Genomic DNA, 18,047 nt, shown 5'->3' with positions numbered 1-18,047 from the left:
TCAGGCCCTTTCCGTCGGGTGTCGTCCCCCGGCGGATGCCGGGGGGAGCTGCGCGACCCGCCGCGCCAGGTCGTAGGCGCGCACGGCGGTGCCGGCGAGGATCTCGTGCCGCTCCGTGGCCGACAGCGGGGGCAGCGCCGCCGCCAACGCCCGGCCGACGCCGGCGTAGTCCGAGCGGAGCAGGCAGACGGGCCAGTCCGAGCCGAACATCAGCCGCTGCGGCCCGAACTCCTCCACCGCCACCTCGACGAACGGGCGCAGGTGCTCCGGCGTCCAGTCCGGCCCGGCCTCGGTGACCAGGCCGGACAGCTTGGCGGTGACGTTGGGGCAGGCGGCCAGGTCGGCCAGCGGGCCGCGCCAGCGCCGCAGCCCCGCCCCGCCGGAGTCGATGCGGGGCTTGCCGAGGTGGTCGAGGACGAACCGTAGCTGCGGCACCGCCCGGGCGGCCCGGGCCGCCGCCGGAAGCTGGTCGGCGCGGATCACCAGGTCGAACACGAGCCCGGCGGCGGCGAGCTCGGCGAGCCCGCGCCGCACGTCGGGCCGGTCGAGGTAGTCGGGGTCGGCCTCGCCCTGCACCTGCGAGCGCACCCCGGCCAGGTACTCGCCGCCGCGCAGCGCGCGGTACCGCCCGACGGTGGCGGACACGTCGCCGGACGCGACGTCGAGCCAGGCCACCACCGCGAGGATCGCCGGAGTGTCGGCGGCGTAGCCGAGGAACTCGGCGGCCTCGTCGGGGTGGCAGCGGCCGCCCTCCACCAGCACGGTGCCGTCGACGCCGGCCGCGGTGAGCTCGGCGGTCAGGTCGGCCGGGGTGAACGGCCGGCGGATGGTCGCCAGCTCGGGCGCGTCGAGCCAGGCGTAGCCGCGTTCCGGCCGCCACAGGTGGTGGTGCGCGTCGATGATCATGCGCTCGGCGCTCCCGCCGCCGCCGGCCGGCGCGTCCACTGCGGGCCGTCCGGGTAGCGGTAGTCGGTCACGGACGCGGCGACGATCTCCGCGCTCATCCCCGGCGCGGTCGGCGCCAGGTACCGCCCGCCGGTGACCCGCACCGGGTCCACGAAGTGCTCGTGCAGGTGGTCGACGTACTCGATGGCCCGGTCGTCGGCGCTGCCGCTGACCGCGACGAAGTCGAACATGGCCAGGTGCTGCACCAGCTCGCAGAGCCCGACCCCGCCCGCGTGCGGGCAGACCGGCACCCCGAACTTCGCGGCGAGCAGCAGGATCGCCAGGTTCTCGTTGACCCCGGCGACCCGGCACGCGTCGATCTGCACCACGTCGACGGCGTCGGCCTGGAGGAGCTGCTTGAACATCACCGCGTTGTGCACGTGCTCGCCGGTGGCCACCTTCACCGGCGCGAGGGCCTTACGCACGGCGGCGTGCCCGAGCACGTCGTCCGGCGAGGTCGGCTCCTCGATCCAGTACGGGTCGAACGCGGCCAGCTCGCGCATCCACCGGATCGCGTCCGGCACGCCCCAGATCTGGTTGGCGTCGACCGCGATCCGCACGTCGGGCCCGACGGCCTGCCGGGCGATGCCCATCCGGCGCACGTCGTCGGCCAGGTTCCCGCCGACCTTGAGCTTGATCAGCCCGTACCCGTCGCGCACCGCCTCGGCGCAGAGCCGGGCCAGCTTCTCGTCGTCGTAGCCCAGCCAGCCGGGGGTCGTGGTGTACGCGGGGTAGCCCTCGGCGAGCAGCCGGCGCTCCCGTTCGGCCCGGCCGGCGGCGGCGGCCCGCAGCAGCGCGAGCGCCTCGTCCTCGGTGAGGGCGTCGCGCAGGTAGCGGAAGTCGACCTGGGCGACGAGCTGCTCCGGGGTGAGGTCGGCGAGCAGCTTCCACAGCGGCTTGCCCGCCCGCCGGGCGGCGAGGTCCCACACCGCGTTGACCAGGCCGCCGGCCGCCATGTGCACGACGCCCTTCTCCGGGCCCAGCCAGCGGATCTGGCTGTCGCCGACGAGCCGGCGGGCCAGCGCGCCCGGATCGGCGGTCAGCGCGTCGACCGGCTGGCCGACCACCATCGGGGCGAGCGACTGGACGGCCGCGACCTGGATCTCGGTGCCGCGGCCCACCGTGAAGACGAGGCCGTGGCCCGTGGCCCCCGCCGAGGTCCGCAGGATCACGTACGCCGCGGAGTAGTCCGGGAACGGGTTCATCGCGTCCGACCCGTCGCGGTGCCGGGAGGTGGGGAATCGTACGTCGATGGTGGCTACGGACGTGATGCGCTCGGTCACCGCAACTCCTGGGGTAGAACGTCGGCCGGTGGGCGCCCGGCTCGTGGGGTCTGCCTCGTGACGGGCCCGACCGGCGGGCCGGGTCGCCTCACGTCTGCGCCTTGCCCCCGGTGATGCGGGAGACCACCAGGGCCACCAGGATGACGGCGCCGTTGAGGAAGTTCGTCCACTGCGCGGGCACCCCGGCCAGGGTCAGAACATTGATGATCATAAATAAAAGTAGCACGCCGGTGAAGGCGCCGAACACGGTTCCCCTGCCGCCGTTGAGGCTGACGCCGCCGATCACCGCCGCCGCGAAGACCTGGAAGATCGCGCCGCTGCCCTGGGCCGACGGCACCGCCGCGAGCCGTCCGCTGATCAGCAGGCCGGCGAGCGCCGCGAGCACGCTGGCCACGACGAGCGCGATCCACAGCACCCGGTCGGTGCGGATGCCCGCCGCGCGCGCCGCGTCCTCGTTGCCGCCGATCGCGTACAGCGCCCGGCCGGCGCGGGTGTGCCCGAGGACCACGATCCCGGCGGCGAACAGCAGCAGCGACACCCAGATCGAGGCCGGCGCACCGAACCAGCTCGCCGAGCCCAGGTACGTCATCGACCCGGGCAGCGCGAAGAAGGTCTGTCCGCCGGAGATGCCGGTGAGCAGCCCGCGCAGGATGATGAGCATGCCCAGCGTCACGATGAAGCCGTTGAGGCCGAACCGGACGATGAGCAGCCCGTTGAACGCGCCGACGAGGGCGCCGACGAGCAGGACCACCGGGATCGCCCAGCCGTCCGGCAGCACGCCGAGCCCGAGCCCCCGGGTGAGCGCGGGGTCGACGATCAGCCAGGCGGCGATGCCGGGCGCCAGGCCGAAGGTGGACTCCAGCGACAGGTCCATCCTGCCGGTGATCAGCACGATGGTCTGGGCGAGGACCAGGATGGCGATCTCCGACATGCTCTGCAGCACGTTGATGATGTTGTCGGAGCTGAGGAAGACCGGGTTGACGATCGACCCGACGACCGCGACCGCGATGATCGCCGGCACCAGCGCCAGGTCCCGCAGCCGGGCGACGACCAGGCTCCGCGACGGCGCGCGCGACGGCGGGGGCACCGGGGACGACGCCGTGGCGGTGGACAGCGTGTCAGACATGGTGGAGGTCCACCCCTTCCATGGCGGCTACCAGATCGTTGTCGTTCCAGCCGTGGGCCATCTCGCCGACGACCCGGCCCTGGAACATCACCAGCACGCGGTCGCAGATCCGCAGGTCGTCGAGCTCGTCGGAGACCACCAGCACGGTGCTGCCCCGGCCGCGCACCTGCTCGACGACGCCGAGGAGGGTCTGCTTGGACCGCACGTCGACCCCGGCGGTCGGCGTGACGAGGACCAGCACCCGGGGGTCGCTGGCCAACGCCCGGCCCATCACGACCTTCTGCTGGTTGCCGCCGGAGAGCTCCGAGACCGGCACCTGCGGCCCGGCCGCCTTGATCGCCAGGTCGGCGATCGTGTCCCGGGCCAGGGCGTCGCGCCGGGCCGACGAGATGAGGCCGTACCGCCCGACGCGGCGCGGCACGGTCATCGTGACGTTCTCCGCGATGGACAGCGCCGGCACCAGGCCCTCCCGGTGCCGGTCCTGCGGCACCAGCCCCACGCCCGCGTCGAGCGCGTCGGGCACGCTGCCCGGCCGCAGCGCCCGGCCACCGACGGCGACCGTCCCGCCCGCCGGGCGGGCCAGACCGACGATCGCCTCGGCGACCTCCACCTTGCCGCTGCCGCCGCCACCGGCGATGCCGACGACCTCGCCCACCCGGGCCTCAAGCGACAGCCGCGCGCCGGACGAGGTGACCAGGTCGCGCACCGACAGCAGCACCGGCGCGTCGGACGCCAGCCGCCGGTGTTCGGCCTCCGGCATCGTCACGTCCTCGCCGGTCATCGCGGCCACCAGCGCCTGCCGGCTCAACCCGGCCACGTCCGCGGTGACGACGTGCCGGGCGTCGCGGAAGACCGTCACCCGGTCGCAGAGCTCGTAGATCTCCTGGAGGTGGTGGCTGATGAACAGGAACGTCACCCCGTGCGCCCGCAGGTCCCGGATCCGGGCGAACAGCCGGCTGATGCCGGCGGCGTCGAGCTGGGCGGTCGGCTCGTCGAGGATGATGAACCGGGCCCCGAAGGACAGCGCCCGGGCGATCTCCACGAACTGCCGCTGCTCGACGGTGAGCGTCGACGCCGGCTGGCGCACGTCGACGTCGACCGACCACGCCGCGAGCAGCTGCTCCGCCTCCCGCCGCAGGCCCGACCAGCGGATCAGCCCGCTGCGGCCCCGCGCGTGCCGGTTGAGGAACAGGTTCTCCGCCACGGTGAGGGTGGGGATGATCGTCGACTTCTGGTAGACGCACGCCACCCGCTGCCGCCAGGCGTCGCGGTCACCCAGCGGCGGGGCCGGACGGCCGTCGAAGGCCACCGCGCCGGAGTCGGCGGCCTGCAACCCGGTGAGGATGCTCACCAGCGTCGACTTGCCGGCGCCGTTGCGCCCCACCAGGGCGTGCGTCTCGCCGCGGCGGACCAGGATGCCCGCCCCGGACAGCGCGAGCGTGGACCCGAAGCGCTTGGTGATGTCCACGGCCTCGACGACGGGCTGGCCGTCGCCGGCCGGCCCGTCGCCGGGGCGGTGCGGGGCGGCACTCATGCGTTGCGGCCCCACAGCGACGCGTCGTCGAACTTCACGGTGGGCTGCCCCGCGACCGGCGCGCCGTCCAGCGTCACCAGCGGCGCGGGGAGCTGGTCCTCCAGCAGGCCGTCGCGCACCTGGATGATGGTGCTGCCGTGCGGGGTCGGGCCCGGCTGGAACGTCCTGCCCTCGATCGCCGCCTTGGCGTACTCCAGCCCGTACCTGGCGTACAGGTCGGCCGGTTGGCTGACGGTGGCGTCGATCAGGCCGTCGCCGATGTTCTTCAGCTCCTCGGGGATGCCGTCGTTGGAGACGACGAAGACGTGCCGGGGGTCGGTCGGCGGCACCTGGAGGCCGCGCTGCTTGAGGATCTGCAACGTGCCCGACAGCGCGAACGAGGACTGCATGTAGATGCCCTTGACGTCCGGGTCCGACGCGAAGCGGGTCTGCAGCTTCGACGCCGCCACGTCGGCCTTCCAGTCGGTGGCCTCGCCGAACACGGTGATGCCGGGGAAGTCCTTGCGCATGCACTCGTTGAACGCCTCGGTGCGGTCCCGGCCGTTGATCGAGTCCAGGCCGCCCTGGAGCATGACGACCTTGCCCTTGCCGCCCAGCTTGGTGCCGAGGAACTGGCACGCCTTGGTGCCGTAGGCGCGGTTGTCCGCGCGCACCACCATGAACACCTTGCCGGTGTCCGGCCGGGTGTCGATGGTGACCACCGGGATCTTGCGGCTCTCGAACTGCGCCAGGGTCGGCGCGATGGCGGCGGTGTCCTGCGGGGCCATCACCACCCCCTTGACGCCCTGGCTCAGGAAGGTCTGCGCGTTGGAGATGAGGTTGGCGATGTCGTTCTGCGAGTTGGTGGTCTTCAGCTCGACGCCCAGCTCCTCGGCGGACTTCGGCACGTAGGTGATGTACGAGTTCCAGAAGTCGGTGTCCGAGCGGGGGTAGTCGACCCCGACGAGCGGCCGGCCGCCGCCCGCGCCGGCCCCGTCGCCCGCCTGGCCACCGCAGCCGGCGGTGAGGGCCGCCGTCGCGCCGAGCAGCAACGTCAGCCCCGTACCCAACAGGTTTCTTCGGTTCATCGTGTCCTCTCCATCTCTCCGGTGGTGGGCGGCGCGCCGCGGGGATCAGGCGGTGGTGACGGCCCAGAGCAGGTTGCCGCCGCCGTCGTGGCCGGTGTCGGCGTTGACGCTGGCCGGCGCGGTGCCGGTGGGCCCGCCCAGGGCGGCCAGCAGCGAACGTCGGGAGAGCGAGGGACGGGACATGATGCTCCCTCCAGCGGCGGAGTGGGGCGGCGGTGGTGTGGTGGCGTGCCTCACGGCCAAGACGTCAGACGTTAAAGGTTTCCGATGCGTAACGTCAATGCACGTCGGCGCTCTCAAGGGCCGCGCCTGCGGTGCCTTCCCGGCTGGGTTGCGGGCCTGCGCCCCGCAGGCATCAGACCAATACCCGCGGCACCCGTCGGGGCGGCAGGGTGTCGGCCGCGCTGCGGGCGGCGGCCGTATGAACGTTAACATCGATGGCCTTCATCTTCACCCCGGTCGCCCCGGGTTCACGCGACGCGGCGGCGACGCGGTGCGCGCGGGGGTTTCGGCGGTCGGGCCGCCTCCCGTAGCCTCGTGTGAGCGATAACATCGCGGCGTCGGCGATGGAGGGCTGCCTGTCGGCCCCGATTCCGGGGGCGTGGGTGGGAGTCCGGTAGGTGGGCGGAGTTTCCGCCTCGCATCTACGCCGTTAAATCTTGACGAGCGGCTATGTGATCGCTCACAGTGGGGAAACGCCGGCCGGCACGCTCGCGGCGGACGACGGACGCCGCCGCCCGCCGCGTCGACGGGACCGTCCTCCGGGTCGCCGACCTGGCCCGCTCGGGCCGGTCTCCGTTGCGCGCGCACGGGTTCCCCGGCCGGCGCCTGCGCCAGCGGGGCGACCAGTTCTCCCGCCACGAGACCGCCACCGTCGCCGAGAGGGGGAACGCGACCCGCCCGGTCGGCTGCCGGCCGAGCCGACAGCCACGCACGCCACCACCAGGAGATGACGATGACAGCCGCAAGCCCATCCGTGACCCGGGCCCGGATCAGACGCGCCGGCGCCTGGCTCGTGAGCCTTTTCCTGATCGCCACGCTGCTCCCGGCGAGCCCGGCCCACGCCGACAATCCGATCGTGCAGACGATCTACACCGCCGACCCCGCCCCGTTGGTCTACAACGGTCGGATCTACCTCTATACCGGCCATGACGAGGATGGGTCGACGTACTTCACGATGAAGGACTGGCGGGTGTTCTCCTCCGCGGACATGGTCAACTGGACCGACCATGGTTCGCCGATGAGCCTGGCCACGTTCTCCTGGGCCGAGGCCGACGCCTGGGCCGGTCACGTTGTCGCCCGCAACAACAAGTTCTACTGGTATGTGCCGGTGAAGCAGCGTGGTGGTGGGATGGTGATCGGTGTCGGGGTGGCCGACAGTCCGACGGGGCCGTTCCGGGATGCGATCGGCCGTCCTCTGGTGGGTAACGGTGAGATCGACCCGAACGTGATGATCGACGATGACGGGCAGGCGTACCTGTACTGGGGCAACCCGAACCTGTGGTACGTGAAGTTGAACGCGGACATGGTCTCGTACTCGGGGAGCCCGACGAAGATTCCGTTGACCACGGCGGGGTTCGGGACGCGGACGGGTAACGCGAGTCGGCCGACCCTGTATGAGGAGGGGCCGTGGGTGTACAAGCGTAACGGCATGTACTACAACGTGTTCGCGGCGGAGTGTTGTTCGGAGTTCATCGGTTACTCGACGGCGCCGGGTCCGACGGGGCCGTGGACGTATCGGGGGACGGTGATGCCGCGGCAGGGCGGCAGCTTCACGAACCACCCCGGTGTGATCGACTTCAACGGGGGGTCGTATTTCTTCTATCACAACGGGGCGTTGCCGGGTGGGGGTGGTTACACCCGGTCGGTGGCGGTGGAGAAGTTCTCCTACCGTAGTGACGGGACGATCCCGACCATGAACATGACCACCACCGGGGCGCCGCAGATCGGGACGTTGAATCCGTATGTGCGGCAGGAGGCGGAGACGATCGCCTGGTCGGTGGGGGTGGAGACGGAGCCTGCCGGTGAGGGCGGGATGAACGTGGGTTTCCTCAACAACGGTGACTACATCAAGGTGAAGGGGGTGGCGTTCGGGTCGGGCGCGGCGTCGTTGAGCGCGCGGGTGGCGTCGGCGGGCAGTGGTGGCACGATCGAGGCGCGGCTGGGCAGCCCGACGGGCACCCGGGTCGGCGTGTGCACGGTGCCGGTCACCGGTGGGTGGCAGACGTGGCAGACGGTGTCCTGCCCGGTGACCGGCGCGACCGGCACCCAGGACCTGTACCTGCGGTTCGTCGGCGGCAGCGGCAACCTGTTCAACCTCAACTGGTGGCAGTTCACCGCCGGCACCGGGACCGGCACGTCCTACCGCGTCACCAACCGCAACAGCGGCCAGGTCGTCGACGTGCAGGCGCCCAACCTGAACGACCTGGCCGTCATCGGCCAGTGGACCAGCAACGGCAACCCCTGGCAGCAGTGGAGGTTCAACGACGCCGGCAACGGCAACGTCACCCTCCAGAGCGTCAACAGCGGAAAGTGCGCCGACGTGCTCAACGCCTCGACCGCGGACGGCGCGCAGATCATCCAGTACACCTGCCACGGTGGGGCCAACCAGACCTTCACCTGGCGCTCGACCGGTGACGGCTACTACCAGCTCGTCAACCTCAACAGCGCCAAGTGCCTCAACGTGGCGGGCGGCTCGACCACCCCGGGCGCGGCCCTGGAGCAGCGCACCTGCGGCTCCGCGACCAGCATGCAGTGGTCCCGCGCCTGACGGCCGGAGACCCGCCCCCGGTGGGGGCCGACGCCGATCCGCCGCGCCGGCCCCACCGGGCACCCCGCGCCCGCCGTCCGCCACCCCCGGCTGCGGCAGGTGGGCGTACCACGCTCGCCAGCCGCAGCCGCAGCCGGCCGGGGAGCCGGGACGTTGCTCGACCGGCCGGGCGCCACCGCCGTGGGTAGGCTCTGCGGGATGAGGCTGGCGGCACGGTGACCGCGGTCCCGGTCGTCATCGTCGGCGCGGGTCCCACCGGGCTCACCGCGGCGACGCTGCTCGCCCAGCACGGCGTGCAGTGCCTGGTCCTCGACCGGTGGGCGGAGATCTACCCGCTGCCCCGGGCGGTCGCCCTCGACGACGAGGTGCACCGCATCCTTGCCCGGCTGGGGCTCCGGGAGGAGTTCGCCGCCATCTCCCGGCCGCACCGGGGCCTGCGCCTGGTCGACCGGAGCCTGCGGGTGCTGGCCGAGTTCCCCCGCGACGTGACGCCGGGCCGGCACGGCTACCCGCAGGGCAGCCTGTTCGACCAGCCGGAGCTGGAGGCGATCCTGCGCCGCAACCTCGGCCGGCACGACAACGCCACCCTGCGCGGCGACACCGAGGTCACCGCCCTGACCCAGGACGCGGACGGCGTGGCGGTGAGCGTCACCGACACGGTCACCGGCGCGCCGGGCGTCGTCCGCGCGGGCTACGTCCTGGGCTGCGACGGCGCCAACGGGTCGACCCGGGCCGCGATCGGCGCCGGCATGCGCGACCTCGGGTTCACCCAGCGCTGGCTCGTCGTCGACGTGGTCACCGAGGCCGAGCTCGGCCACTGGGAGGGCGTGCACCAGCTCTGCGACCCGGTCCGCGCCGGCACCTACCTGCGGGTCGGCCCGACCCGGCACCGCTGGGAGTTCCTGCTGGCCCCCGGCGAGGCCGCCGCCGACTTCCGCGACCCGGCCCGGCTGTATCCGCTGGTCGCCCCGTGGACGGGGGCCGTGCCCCGCGCGGAGCTGGAGGTCGTCCGGGCGGCCGAGTACACCTTCCGTGCCCAGGTCGCCGACCGGTGGCGCGACCGGCGGATCTTCCTGCTCGGCGACGCCGCCCACCTCACGCCGCCGTTCGTCGGTCAGGGCCTGGGCGCCGGGCTGCGCGACGCGATGAACCTCGCCTGGAAACTCGCCGGCGTGCTCGACGGGAGCCTGCCCGAGGGCGTCCTCGACACCTACGAGACCGAACGCCGGCGGCACGCCCACGCCATGATCAGGCTGGCGAAGCTGGTCGGCGTCGCCATGACGGCCGGCGGCCGGTGGGGGGACGCCGTCCGCCGGGTGGTGGCGCCGCGCCTGCGCCTCGTGCCCGGCCTGCAACGCCTCGCCACGGACAGCGAGACGCCCGCGCTGCGGCGGTCCGCCCTGGTGCGGCGGCCCCCGCTGGGCCGTGGCGTCGCGGGCCGGCTGTGCCCGAACGCCGTGCTCGACGGCGACGTCCGCTTCGACGACGTGGCGGCGGGCCGGTTCGCGGTCGTCACCTCCGTCGCGCCGTCGGCCGAGCAGCGGGCCGACCTGACCCGCCGGGGAGCGGTCGTCGTCGACGCCCCACCGGGCAGCGAACTGCGCCGGTGGCTGGCCGGTGGCCGCGCCCGGGCGGCCGTCGTCCGCCCCGACGGCACCGTCCTGGCCGCCGGCGGGACGCTGGCCGACCTCTGCCGGGCCGTGCCCGGGCTGCCGCCGGCGCGGCACCCGCCGACCAGCCGGGTGTGACCGTCCCCCGTGGGGCGGGGCTCAGCCGGCGAAGGGCTGGGCCGGGAAGCCGGGCACCTCGGGGCGGAACCGGAACAGCGCGCCCGCCGGGGAACGGTCGTCGTCCGGCAGGCCCAGGCGGGACGACGTGACGTAGAGGTCCGCGTGGTCGGGGCCGCCGAACGCGCACGCCGTCGGCCGCCGGACCGGCAGCTCCACGACGGCGGTGAGGCGGCCGTCCGGCGCGTACCGGTGGACGGCGCCCCCGTCCCACAGGGCGACCCACGCGCCGCCCTCGCTGTCGACGCAGAGCCCGTCGGGGGTGCCCACCGCCGGCGGCACCGTCACCACCGGCCGCCGGTCGCGCAGCTCGCCGGTCGCCGGGTCGAAGGCGAAGGCGTCCACCCGTTGGGTGGCCGAGTCGACGTACCAGGCGGTGCCGCCGTCCCGGGTCCAGGCCAGCCCGTTGGAGACGGTGAGCCCGGTGAGCACCGTCTCGACCGTCCCGTCGGCGGCGAGCCGGTGCAACGCGGCCCGGCCCGGCGCCGCGTCGTACGCCATCGAGCCACAGTAGAAACGCCCCAGGGGATCGCAGGCCCCGTCGTTCATGCGGATCGACGGGTCCGACCAGACCTCGGGCAGCAGCTCGACCGAGTCGTCCCCCAGCAGCGCGAAGCCCCGCTCGACGGCGACGACCAGCCCACCGGCGGACCGGGGGCGCAGGGCCGCGACCACCGGGGCGACGTGTCGACGGGTGACGGTGCCGGTGGCCGGGTCCAGCGCCAGGACGTCCCCGGCCAGCATGTCGACCCAGCGCAGCCGCTGGTCGGCCGGGCACCACACCGGCCCCTCCCCGTGCCCGGCCACGTTCGGGGTGACCTGTTCGACGTCGACCATCCGACACTCCTCAGTCGATCCGTTCGCCGGTCACGTCGAGTCGCGGCAGGGGATCGGCCGCCCTGGCCCGGGCGGTGGCGTGCCGGCGTCGGGATCGCTCCGGGTCAGTCCAGCTCGCGATAGTAGTAGAACATCGGCTCGGGTGCCCCCGGCTCGAAGTTGGTGAAGCCGTGCGCCTCGTAGAAGCGGCGGGCGTCGACGTCCTCGCCGTCGACGTTGATCTCCAGCGATCCGGCGCCGCGTTCGCCGGCCAGCCGGCAGGCGGCGTCCAGCAGGGCGTGTCCGTAGCGCTGCCCGCGCATCTCGGGGCGCACGTAGAGCTCGTCGAGGGTGGCCACCGGGCCGGCGTACCAGAGGCTGGGCCGGAAGGAGACCACCGCGACCCCGACGGCTGGCGCGCCGCCGAGCAGCACCAGGAAGTGCTCTCCGGCGAGGAGCCGCCGCAGCCGGGCGGCGAGCACCCGGGGCCCCGGCGTGGGGGTGTCGAACTCGCGGTTGAAGGCGTCCAGCAGCTCGGCGGCCAGGTCGGCGTCGGACGCGGTGGCCGGCCGGACCGGGCGCTCGGGTTCGGGCTCTGTCCCCATCCGGCGCAGCCTTGCGGTCGGCGCGGCGGCGGGCAACGCAATATCCCGGCGCGGCCGGGCGGCAGCCACGGCGCTCCGGGTGGCGGTGGTTCCGAATGTTTCGGTACCGGGTGCGTGGACTGGGGACGACGGGCGGGCGGTGCGCTTCCTCCGGGGCCCGGAGGGCCGCGGACGCCCCGCTCCTGCCTGCGCCGACGTGCCCCCGCCGGCGCGCCGGGCCTGCGGCGAGGTTTCCGAAACATTTCCGGAAGTTGTTGACACTGTGGCTGACCCGTATCGATACTGGCCCTCCGATAAGGATGCATGAACTTCGATTATTGGCGGCATGCCTCGAGGAGGGTCTGTGACCGGCAGCCTGAGACAGCGGAAGCGACTGACGAGAACCGCCCTGCCGGCGGCGGTGCTGCTGGTGGTGAGCGGCGCGGTGGCGGTCCAGTCCACCGCCCCCGCCGCCGCGGCCGAGACCACGCTGCGGGCCGCGGCGGCCAAGGCGGGGCTGTTCTTCGGCGTCGCCGCCTCACCCAACCGGCTCTACCCGATCGTCGGTCAGGAATTCAACCAGCTGACCCCCGAGAACGACATGAAGCCGGACCGGATCGCCACGTCCAGCGGCGGGTTGCAGAACACCGGCGGCGCGGACACCCTGGTCAACCACGCCCAGAGCAACAACATGCTGGTCCGGGGGCACACGCTGGTGTGGCACTCGCAGGCCGGCGCGTTGCAGGGCGCCAGCCAGGCGACGCTGAACACCTTCATCGGCAACGCCATCAACCGCTGGGGCAGCAAGATCGCCTACTGGGACGTCGTCAACGAGGCCCTGGAGGACAACAACACCGGCCGGCGGCGCAACCAGTGGCCGCACACCATGAACCGCGACGCCAACGGCGACGGCGACTACTTCGACGCCGGCGACACCGACGTCATCCGGGACTCGTTCATCCGGGCCAAGCAGGTCGTGCAGGCCGGCGGATACTCCACCAAGCTCTGCATCAACGACTACGACGTCGAGGGCCTCACGGTCCAGGGCGGCGGGCCGAACCGCAAGGCCAACGCCCTGTACGACATCGTCCGCACCTACCGGCAGTACATCGACTGCGTCGGGTTCCAGTCGCACTTCAACGACAACCCGAACAGCATCATCACCAACGACCTCCAGGCCAACATCCAGCGCTTCGCCGACCTCGGCGTCGAGGTGCACCTGTCCGAGGTGGACATCGACGACGACCTGAGCAACAACGACATCGGCGCGGGCCAGGCGGAGAACTACCGCAAGGTCGTGCGGGCCTGCCTGAACGTCCCCAAGTGCACCGGCATCACCGTCTGGGGCATCTCCGACAGCGAGTCGTGGCGCTCCTCCGAGCGGGGCCTGCTGTTCACCGGCGGCAACGGCAACTACCAGAAGAAGGCCGCCTACCACGCGGTCCTCGACGAGCTGAACAAGGGCCGCACCACCACGCCGCCGACGACCACGCCCCCGCCCACGACGCCCCCGCCCACGACGCCGCCGCCCACCACCCCGCCGCCGACCACTCCGCCGCCCACGACGCCCCCGCCGACCACCCCGCCGCCGACCACGCCCCCGCCCGCCGCGGGCTGCTCGGCCACGGTCTCGCTGAACTCCTGGCCCGGGGGCTTCGTCGCCACCGTCCGGGTCACCGCCGGCACCTCGCCGATCAGGGGCTGGACCGTCCAGGTCACCCTGCCGGCCGGGACCACGGTGACCGGCACCTGGAGCGCCACCGCCAGCGGCGCCAGCGGCAGCGTGCAGTTCACCAACGTCAGCTACAACGGCGCGGTGAACGCCGGCCAGTCCACCGAGTTCGGTTTCCAGGGCACCGGGACCGCCACCGGCCTGACCCCGGTGTGCACCGCCTCCTGAGCACCACCGCCCGTCCCCGACGGGCGCGCGACACCCGCCCAGGACGGGCGGGACGGTGATCGGCCACCGGCCGGCCCCGGGAACTCACCCGGCGCCGGCCGGTGGACGTCGTCCGGGCCGGCCGCCCCGGGCCCCGCCGGGTGAGCGCGGCGGCGGCGAGCACGGTCAGCCTCTCCGGCGTCGTCATGGCCCAACTCGCCGTCGGGCTGCTCGGCGTCGCCGTCGGTGTGCCCGTGCGCGCGACGGCGGGCGCGATCGCCATCGTCACCGCGGCGACCTTCCTGATTCCGGCGTTCACCCCGGCGCTGCCCGACTCGCTCGCCCGGTTCGTGGGCACCTACTGGCCGTCGATGGCGGGGCGGCAGCTCATGCTCGTGCACCGCGGCCCGAACCTGCCCGCCCCGTGGGCCGGGTTCGCGTTGCTGCTGCTGAGCGTCGCCGTGGTGCTCGCGGCGGCGTTCGTGGTGTTCCGCCGCCGGGACGCCTGAGACGAGCCGGGGCTTCCATTCAGTGAAAGCCCCGGTTCCCCGTCCGGGACGCCGCACGGGACGATTCGGCCCCATCGATGTTCGTTCGGGAGGGGGCCGGTCGCATGGCGTTCGCCCGTGACCAGTGGTACGTGGCGGCCTACGGTGCCGAGGTCGGGCGGGACCTGCTCGCCCGCACGGTGCTCGGCGAGCCGCTGGTGCTCTACCGCACCGGAGCCGGGGCGGCGGTGGCGCTCGCCGACCGGTGCGTGCACCGGCGCTACCCGCTGTCGGAGAGCCGCCTCGACGGTGACACGATCGTCTGCGGGTACCACGGTTTCACCTACGACCCGACCGGGGCGTGCGTCTTCGTGCCGGGCCAGCAGCGCATTCCCCGCACCGCGCGGGTCGCCGCGTACCCCGTGGTGGAGCAGGACTCCCTCGTCTGGGTGTGGATCGGCGACCGGGAGCGCGCCGACCCGGCCGGGATCCCCCGCGCCCCGTGGCTGGCCGACCCCCGCTACGCGGTGGTGCGCGGCATGGCGCCGTTGAACGCGCGGTACGGCCTGCTGGTGGACAACCTGATGGACCTGTCGCACGAGACCTACCTGCACGGCGGCCACATCGGCACCCCGGAGGTGGCGGACACCCCGATCGTCACCGAGGTGGACGAGGAGCGGGGCGTCGTCCGCGTCAGCCGGCACATGGACGACGCCGAGTGCCCGCCGTTCTACGCGCGCTCGACCGGGATCCGGGGCCGGATCACCCGGTGGCAGGACATCGAGTACCACCCGCCCTGCCTCTATCTCCTGCACAGCCGGATCGCGCCGCGGGGCGTCCTGCCGCCCGCCGAGGGTGAGGACAGCGGCGCGTTCCACGCCGAGATCGTGTACGCCATCACGCCGTCGACCGAGCACACCACGTACGACTTCTGGGCGGTGGCGCGTGACTTCGCGGTCGACGACGGGTCGGTGAGCGAGTACCTGCACCACAGCAACCACACCGTGGTCATGCAGGACGTGGCGGCGCTCGACGTCCTGGAGCGGGTGATCGCGGCCGAGCCGGACCGGTACCAGGAGCTGAGCGTCAACATCGACGCCGGTGGCCTGGCCGCCCGGCGGCTGCTGGCCCGGATGGTCGGGCCGGGGGCGGCGGGAGCGCCCCGGTGACCGCCCCGCCCGACCCGGCCGGCGGTGCGGACACGGCGATCGAGGTCGAGCTCGCGCTCTCCGGGCGGACGGTGACCGTGCCGCCGGGCACGTCGATCCTGCGCGCGGTGGAGGAGGCCGGCGTGGGGGTCCTGTCGTCCTGCCGGGAGGGCACCTGCGGCACCTGCGAGACCCCGGTGCTCGACGGCGTCCCCGAGCACCGCGACAGCCTGCTCACCGAGCGGGAGCGGGCCGCCGGGGACACCATGCTGATCTGCGTCTCCCGGGCCCGTACGCCCCGGCTCGTCCTGGAGCTGTGACCGGCCGGCGCGGGCGGGATGATGGCGGGATGCGCGGGCAGCCGGGCCGGTCGGTGACGGGGCGGACGCTGGCGCTGCTCGCCGCGTTCACCCCGGCCAGCCCGGCGTTGACCCTGACCGAGCTGGCCCGCCGCGCGGGGCTGCCGCTGCCGACCGCGCACCGGCGGGCGGCGGAGCTCCTCGCGTGGGGGGCGCTGGAGCGCGGCGACGACGGGCGGTACCGGATCGGGCTGCGGCTGTGGGAGGTGGGCTCGCTCGCGCCGAGGGGCCTGGGGCTGCGGGAGGTGGCCCTGCCGGTCATGGAGGACCTGTACGAGGTGACCCACGAGAACGTCCAGCTCGCCGTCCGGCAGGACCTCGAGGTCGTCTTCGTCGAACGGATCGCCGGGCGGCACGCGGTGCCGGTGCTGACCCGGGTCGGTGGCCGCTTCGCGTTGCACGCCACCGGCGTCGGGCTGGTCCTGCTCGCCCACGCGCCCGCGCAGGTGCAGGAACGGGTGCTGTCCGCGCCGCTTCGGCGGTACACCGACCTGACCGTGACCGACGCGGGCCGGCTGCGCCGCTGCCTCGCCGACGTGCGGCGGACCGGCTACGCGGTCAGCGACCGCCAGGTGACCATGGACGCCCTCTCGGTGGCCGCGCCGATCCGCGCGCCGGAGGGCGTGGTGGCGGCGATCTCGCTGGTGGTGGCCCACGACCGGGCCGACCCGGTGGCGCTGGTCCCGCTGGTGCGGGCCGCGGGCCGGGTGCTGTCCCGGGCGCTGGGCTGAGCGCGCGGCGGGGCGCGGCCGGTCACGGCAGCGGGCGGGCCAGGCCGGCGGCGGTGCGCAGCAGGTGGGCCAGCCGCTCGTGGTCCTCGGGCGGCACGGCGGCCAGCAGGCCCAGCTCCACGGCCCGCGCGGAGGCCTGGGCGCGGGCGAACAGGGCCCGGCCGGCGTCGGTGGCGACGAGGACGTTCGCGCGGCGGTCGGCGGGGTCGGTGCGCCGCTCGACCAGTTCCCGCCGTTCCAGGCCGTCGATGAGGGCGACGACCTGGCTCGGGTCGAGGCGGAGGAACTCGGCGAGCTCCCGCTGGGTGGGGCGGGTGTCGTCGGCGGCGAGGGCGAGCACCGAGTAGGAGCGCGCCTTCAGCCCGTGCTCGGCGAGGGCCGCGTTCGCGGCCGCGAGGGTGAGCGCGTTGGCGCGGGCCAGCAGGAAGCTCAGGTCGCCGGCGAGCACGCTGTCCCGCAGCCGGTCGGGTCCGGTCGGCCGGGTCTTCCCAGTTGGCGACATGCCGCCGATGGTAGCAAGATCTGTCAATAATTGACTTTATCAATGGATCGTGCTCAGATCGCATCGACGCGAAGGAGCATCCATGTCACTGGACGGCAGAGTCGCCATCGTCACCGGATCCGGGCGGGGCCTCGGGCTCGCCTACGCGCGGGAGCTGGCGCGGCGGGGGGCGTCCGTCGTGGTCAACGACGTCGACGCCGGGGCCGCGGCCGACGCCGTCGCGGCCATCGAGGCGTCCGGCGGCCGGGCCGTCGCGGTGGTCGCGCCGGTCGGCCCGACCGAGACCGCGAAGGAGCTGGTCGCCACGGCGGTCGGGCGGTTCGGACGGCTGGACGTCCTGGTGACCAACGCCGGCGTGCTGCGCGACACCGTGCTGTGGAAGATGAGCGACGACGACTTCGACACCGTCGTCGACGTGCACCTGCGTGGCACGTTCACCACCGCCCGCGAGGCGGTGCGGCACATGCGGCAGGCCGGCGAGGGCGGCCGGATCATCTGCGTCGGGTCGCCCACCGGGCAGCGGGGCAACTTCGGCCAGACCAACTACGCGGCCGTCAAGGCGGGCATCGTGGGCATGGTCCGCACCTGGGCGCTGGAGCTGCGGCGGGCCGCCATCACCGCCAACGCCGTCGTCCCGGTCGCCGCGACCGCGATGACCGCCACCATCCCCTACTTCGCCGCGGCCGTGCGGGCCGAGGAGAACGGGGAGCCGGTGCCCGCGTTCTTCCGGCACGACCTCGGGTTCGGCACGGCGGACGACGTGGCCGGGCTCGTCGCGTTCCTCGGCTCCGACGCGGCGGCCTCGGTGACCGGCCAGGTGATCGGGGTGGGTGGCGACCGGCTCCAGATCTGGACGCACCCCGAGGCGGCGCTGACGGCCCACCGCGCGGGCGGCTGGACCTACGACGCGCTGCGCCAGGCGTGGCCGACGACGTTCGCCGGGGCCGCGCAGAGCGTCGGCGAACGCTTCCCGGAGCTGCCCGAGGAGTTCCGGCCCGCGACCTCCTGACCCGCCCGACGAAGGTTGG

General features: G+C 73.6%; 17 protein-coding genes. 8 read left to right on the top strand and 9 right to left on the bottom strand.

All coding sequences use genetic code 11. The features are described from left to right. From HDA31_RS17950 to HDA31_RS17925, 6 genes are all read right to left on the bottom strand, one after another. On the bottom strand, positions 1-906 hold the full coding sequence (locus tag HDA31_RS17950; protein ID WP_178064294.1) for an amidohydrolase family protein: 906 nt from the start codon (positions 904-906) through the stop codon (positions 1-3). Continuing rightward, entirely contained in the window at positions 903-2,228 is a 1,326-nt protein-coding gene (locus HDA31_RS17945) for an enolase C-terminal domain-like protein (RefSeq protein WP_178064295.1), read from the bottom strand. Before HDA31_RS17945 ends, HDA31_RS17950 begins: the two co-directional genes overlap by 4 nt. An 88-nt stretch (positions 2,229-2,316) precedes the next feature. Next, positions 2,317-3,354: an ABC transporter permease gene (locus tag HDA31_RS17940; protein WP_178064296.1), complete on the bottom strand. Its 1,038-nt coding sequence runs from the start codon at positions 3,352-3,354 to the stop codon at positions 2,317-2,319. Further along, a complete protein-coding gene (locus HDA31_RS17935; RefSeq protein ID WP_178064297.1) occupies positions 3,347-4,888 on the bottom strand; it encodes a sugar ABC transporter ATP-binding protein in 1,542 nt (513 codons plus the stop codon). The genes HDA31_RS17940 and HDA31_RS17935 overlap by 8 nt, the downstream gene beginning before the upstream one ends. Further along, complete coding sequence (locus tag HDA31_RS17930; RefSeq protein WP_178064298.1) at positions 4,885-5,955, bottom strand: sugar ABC transporter substrate-binding protein; 1,071 nt, start codon at positions 5,953-5,955, stop codon at positions 4,885-4,887. Before HDA31_RS17930 ends, HDA31_RS17935 begins: the two co-directional genes overlap by 4 nt. 45 nt (positions 5,956-6,000) lie before the next feature. Continuing rightward, complete coding sequence (locus tag HDA31_RS17925; RefSeq protein ID WP_178064299.1) at positions 6,001-6,138, bottom strand: hypothetical protein; 138 nt, start codon at positions 6,136-6,138, stop codon at positions 6,001-6,003. Positions 6,139-6,910: 772 nt separating this feature from the next. Here HDA31_RS17925 and HDA31_RS17920 point away from each other — a divergent pair. Both HDA31_RS17920 and mhpA read left to right on the top strand, forming a co-directional pair. After that, a complete protein-coding gene (locus tag HDA31_RS17920; RefSeq protein WP_178064300.1) occupies positions 6,911-8,725 on the top strand; it encodes a family 43 glycosylhydrolase in 1,815 nt (604 codons plus the stop codon). Positions 8,726-8,940: 215 nt separating this feature from the next. Continuing rightward, positions 8,941-10,473 (top strand): bifunctional 3-(3-hydroxy-phenyl)propionate/3-hydroxycinnamic acid hydroxylase MhpA, encoded by a 1,533-nt coding sequence (gene mhpA / locus HDA31_RS17915; protein ID WP_178064301.1) that lies wholly within the window; start codon positions 8,941-8,943, stop codon positions 10,471-10,473. 21 nt (positions 10,474-10,494) lie between these two features. Here the strand turns inward: mhpA and HDA31_RS17910 are convergent, their stop codons facing one another. Further along, positions 10,495-11,349: an SMP-30/gluconolactonase/LRE family protein gene (locus tag HDA31_RS17910; protein ID WP_178064302.1), complete on the bottom strand. Its 855-nt coding sequence runs from the start codon at positions 11,347-11,349 to the stop codon at positions 10,495-10,497. 104 nt (positions 11,350-11,453) lie between these two features. Next, entirely contained in the window at positions 11,454-11,933 is a 480-nt protein-coding gene (locus HDA31_RS17905; protein WP_074478736.1) for a GNAT family N-acetyltransferase, read from the bottom strand. A gap of 343 nt (positions 11,934-12,276) precedes the next feature. Between HDA31_RS17905 and HDA31_RS17900 the strand changes: the two genes are divergently transcribed. The 5 genes from HDA31_RS17900 (at position 12,277) to HDA31_RS17880 (ending at position 16,517) form a co-directional block, all read left to right on the top strand. Then, positions 12,277-13,812: an endo-1,4-beta-xylanase gene (locus tag HDA31_RS17900; protein ID WP_074478737.1), complete on the top strand. Its 1,536-nt coding sequence runs from the start codon at positions 12,277-12,279 to the stop codon at positions 13,810-13,812. 101 nt (positions 13,813-13,913) lie between these two features. After that, entirely contained in the window at positions 13,914-14,300 is a 387-nt protein-coding gene (locus HDA31_RS17895) for a hypothetical protein (RefSeq protein ID WP_178064303.1), read from the top strand. Positions 14,301-14,404: 104 nt separating this feature from the next. Continuing rightward, positions 14,405-15,448, top strand: a complete 1,044-nt coding sequence (locus HDA31_RS17890; protein ID WP_178064304.1) for an aromatic ring-hydroxylating dioxygenase subunit alpha — start codon at positions 14,405-14,407, stop codon at positions 15,446-15,448. Then, complete coding sequence (locus tag HDA31_RS17885; RefSeq protein ID WP_246384558.1) at positions 15,445-15,747, top strand: 2Fe-2S iron-sulfur cluster-binding protein; 303 nt, start codon at positions 15,445-15,447, stop codon at positions 15,745-15,747. Before HDA31_RS17890 ends, HDA31_RS17885 begins: the two co-directional genes overlap by 4 nt. A 29-nt stretch (positions 15,748-15,776) precedes the next feature. After that, a complete protein-coding gene (locus tag HDA31_RS17880; protein WP_178064305.1) occupies positions 15,777-16,517 on the top strand; it encodes an IclR family transcriptional regulator in 741 nt (246 codons plus the stop codon). Between the two features lie 22 nt (positions 16,518-16,539). On the opposite strand, the gene HDA31_RS17875 is transcribed toward HDA31_RS17880, so the two are convergent. Continuing rightward, the gene (locus HDA31_RS17875) at positions 16,540-17,019 is read right to left on the bottom strand and encodes a MarR family winged helix-turn-helix transcriptional regulator (RefSeq protein WP_178064306.1); all 480 of its coding nucleotides are present in this window, start codon (positions 17,017-17,019) and stop codon (positions 16,540-16,542) included. 82 nt (positions 17,020-17,101) lie between these two features. Between HDA31_RS17875 and HDA31_RS17870 the strand changes: the two genes are divergently transcribed. Beyond that, positions 17,102-18,028: an SDR family NAD(P)-dependent oxidoreductase gene (locus HDA31_RS17870; RefSeq protein ID WP_178064307.1), complete on the top strand. Its 927-nt coding sequence runs from the start codon at positions 17,102-17,104 to the stop codon at positions 18,026-18,028. The last annotated feature ends 19 nt before the right edge of the window (positions 18,029-18,047 follow it).

Source organism: Micromonospora carbonacea (genome assembly GCF_014205165.1).
Lineage (GTDB): Bacteria > Actinomycetota > Actinomycetes > Mycobacteriales > Micromonosporaceae > Micromonospora > Micromonospora carbonacea.
Note: the sequence above shows the minus strand (reverse complement) of the source record. Positions and strands in the feature narration are given on the sequence as shown.

Excerpts from the sequence above, each read along its gene's own strand:
- HDA31_RS17930 (WP_178064298.1), bottom strand. The coding sequence starts at position 5,955 with ATGAACCGAAGAAACCTGTTGGGTACGGGGCTGACGTTGCTGCTCGGC.
- HDA31_RS17925 (WP_178064299.1), bottom strand. The coding sequence starts at position 6,138 with ATGTCCCGTCCCTCGCTCTCCCGACGTTCGCTGCTGGCCGCCCTGGGC.
- HDA31_RS17890 (WP_178064304.1), top strand. The coding sequence starts at position 14,405 with ATGGCGTTCGCCCGTGACCAGTGGTACGTGGCGGCCTACGGTGCCGAG.
- HDA31_RS17950 (WP_178064294.1), bottom strand. The coding sequence starts at position 906 with ATGATCATCGACGCGCACCACCACCTGTGGCGGCCGGAACGCGGCTAC.
- HDA31_RS17935 (WP_178064297.1), bottom strand. The coding sequence starts at position 4,888 with ATGAGTGCCGCCCCGCACCGCCCCGGCGACGGGCCGGCCGGCGACGGC.
- HDA31_RS17920 (WP_178064300.1), top strand. The coding sequence starts at position 6,911 with ATGACAGCCGCAAGCCCATCCGTGACCCGGGCCCGGATCAGACGCGCC.
- HDA31_RS17870 (WP_178064307.1), top strand. The coding sequence starts at position 17,102 with ATGTCACTGGACGGCAGAGTCGCCATCGTCACCGGATCCGGGCGGGGC.
- HDA31_RS17905 (WP_074478736.1), bottom strand. The coding sequence starts at position 11,933 with ATGGGGACAGAGCCCGAACCCGAGCGCCCGGTCCGGCCGGCCACCGCG.
- HDA31_RS17940 (WP_178064296.1), bottom strand. The coding sequence starts at position 3,354 with ATGTCTGACACGCTGTCCACCGCCACGGCGTCGTCCCCGGTGCCCCCG.
- HDA31_RS17910 (WP_178064302.1), bottom strand. The coding sequence starts at position 11,349 with ATGGTCGACGTCGAACAGGTCACCCCGAACGTGGCCGGGCACGGGGAG.
- HDA31_RS17880 (WP_178064305.1), top strand. The coding sequence starts at position 15,777 with ATGCGCGGGCAGCCGGGCCGGTCGGTGACGGGGCGGACGCTGGCGCTG.
- HDA31_RS17875 (WP_178064306.1), bottom strand. The coding sequence starts at position 17,019 with ATGTCGCCAACTGGGAAGACCCGGCCGACCGGACCCGACCGGCTGCGG.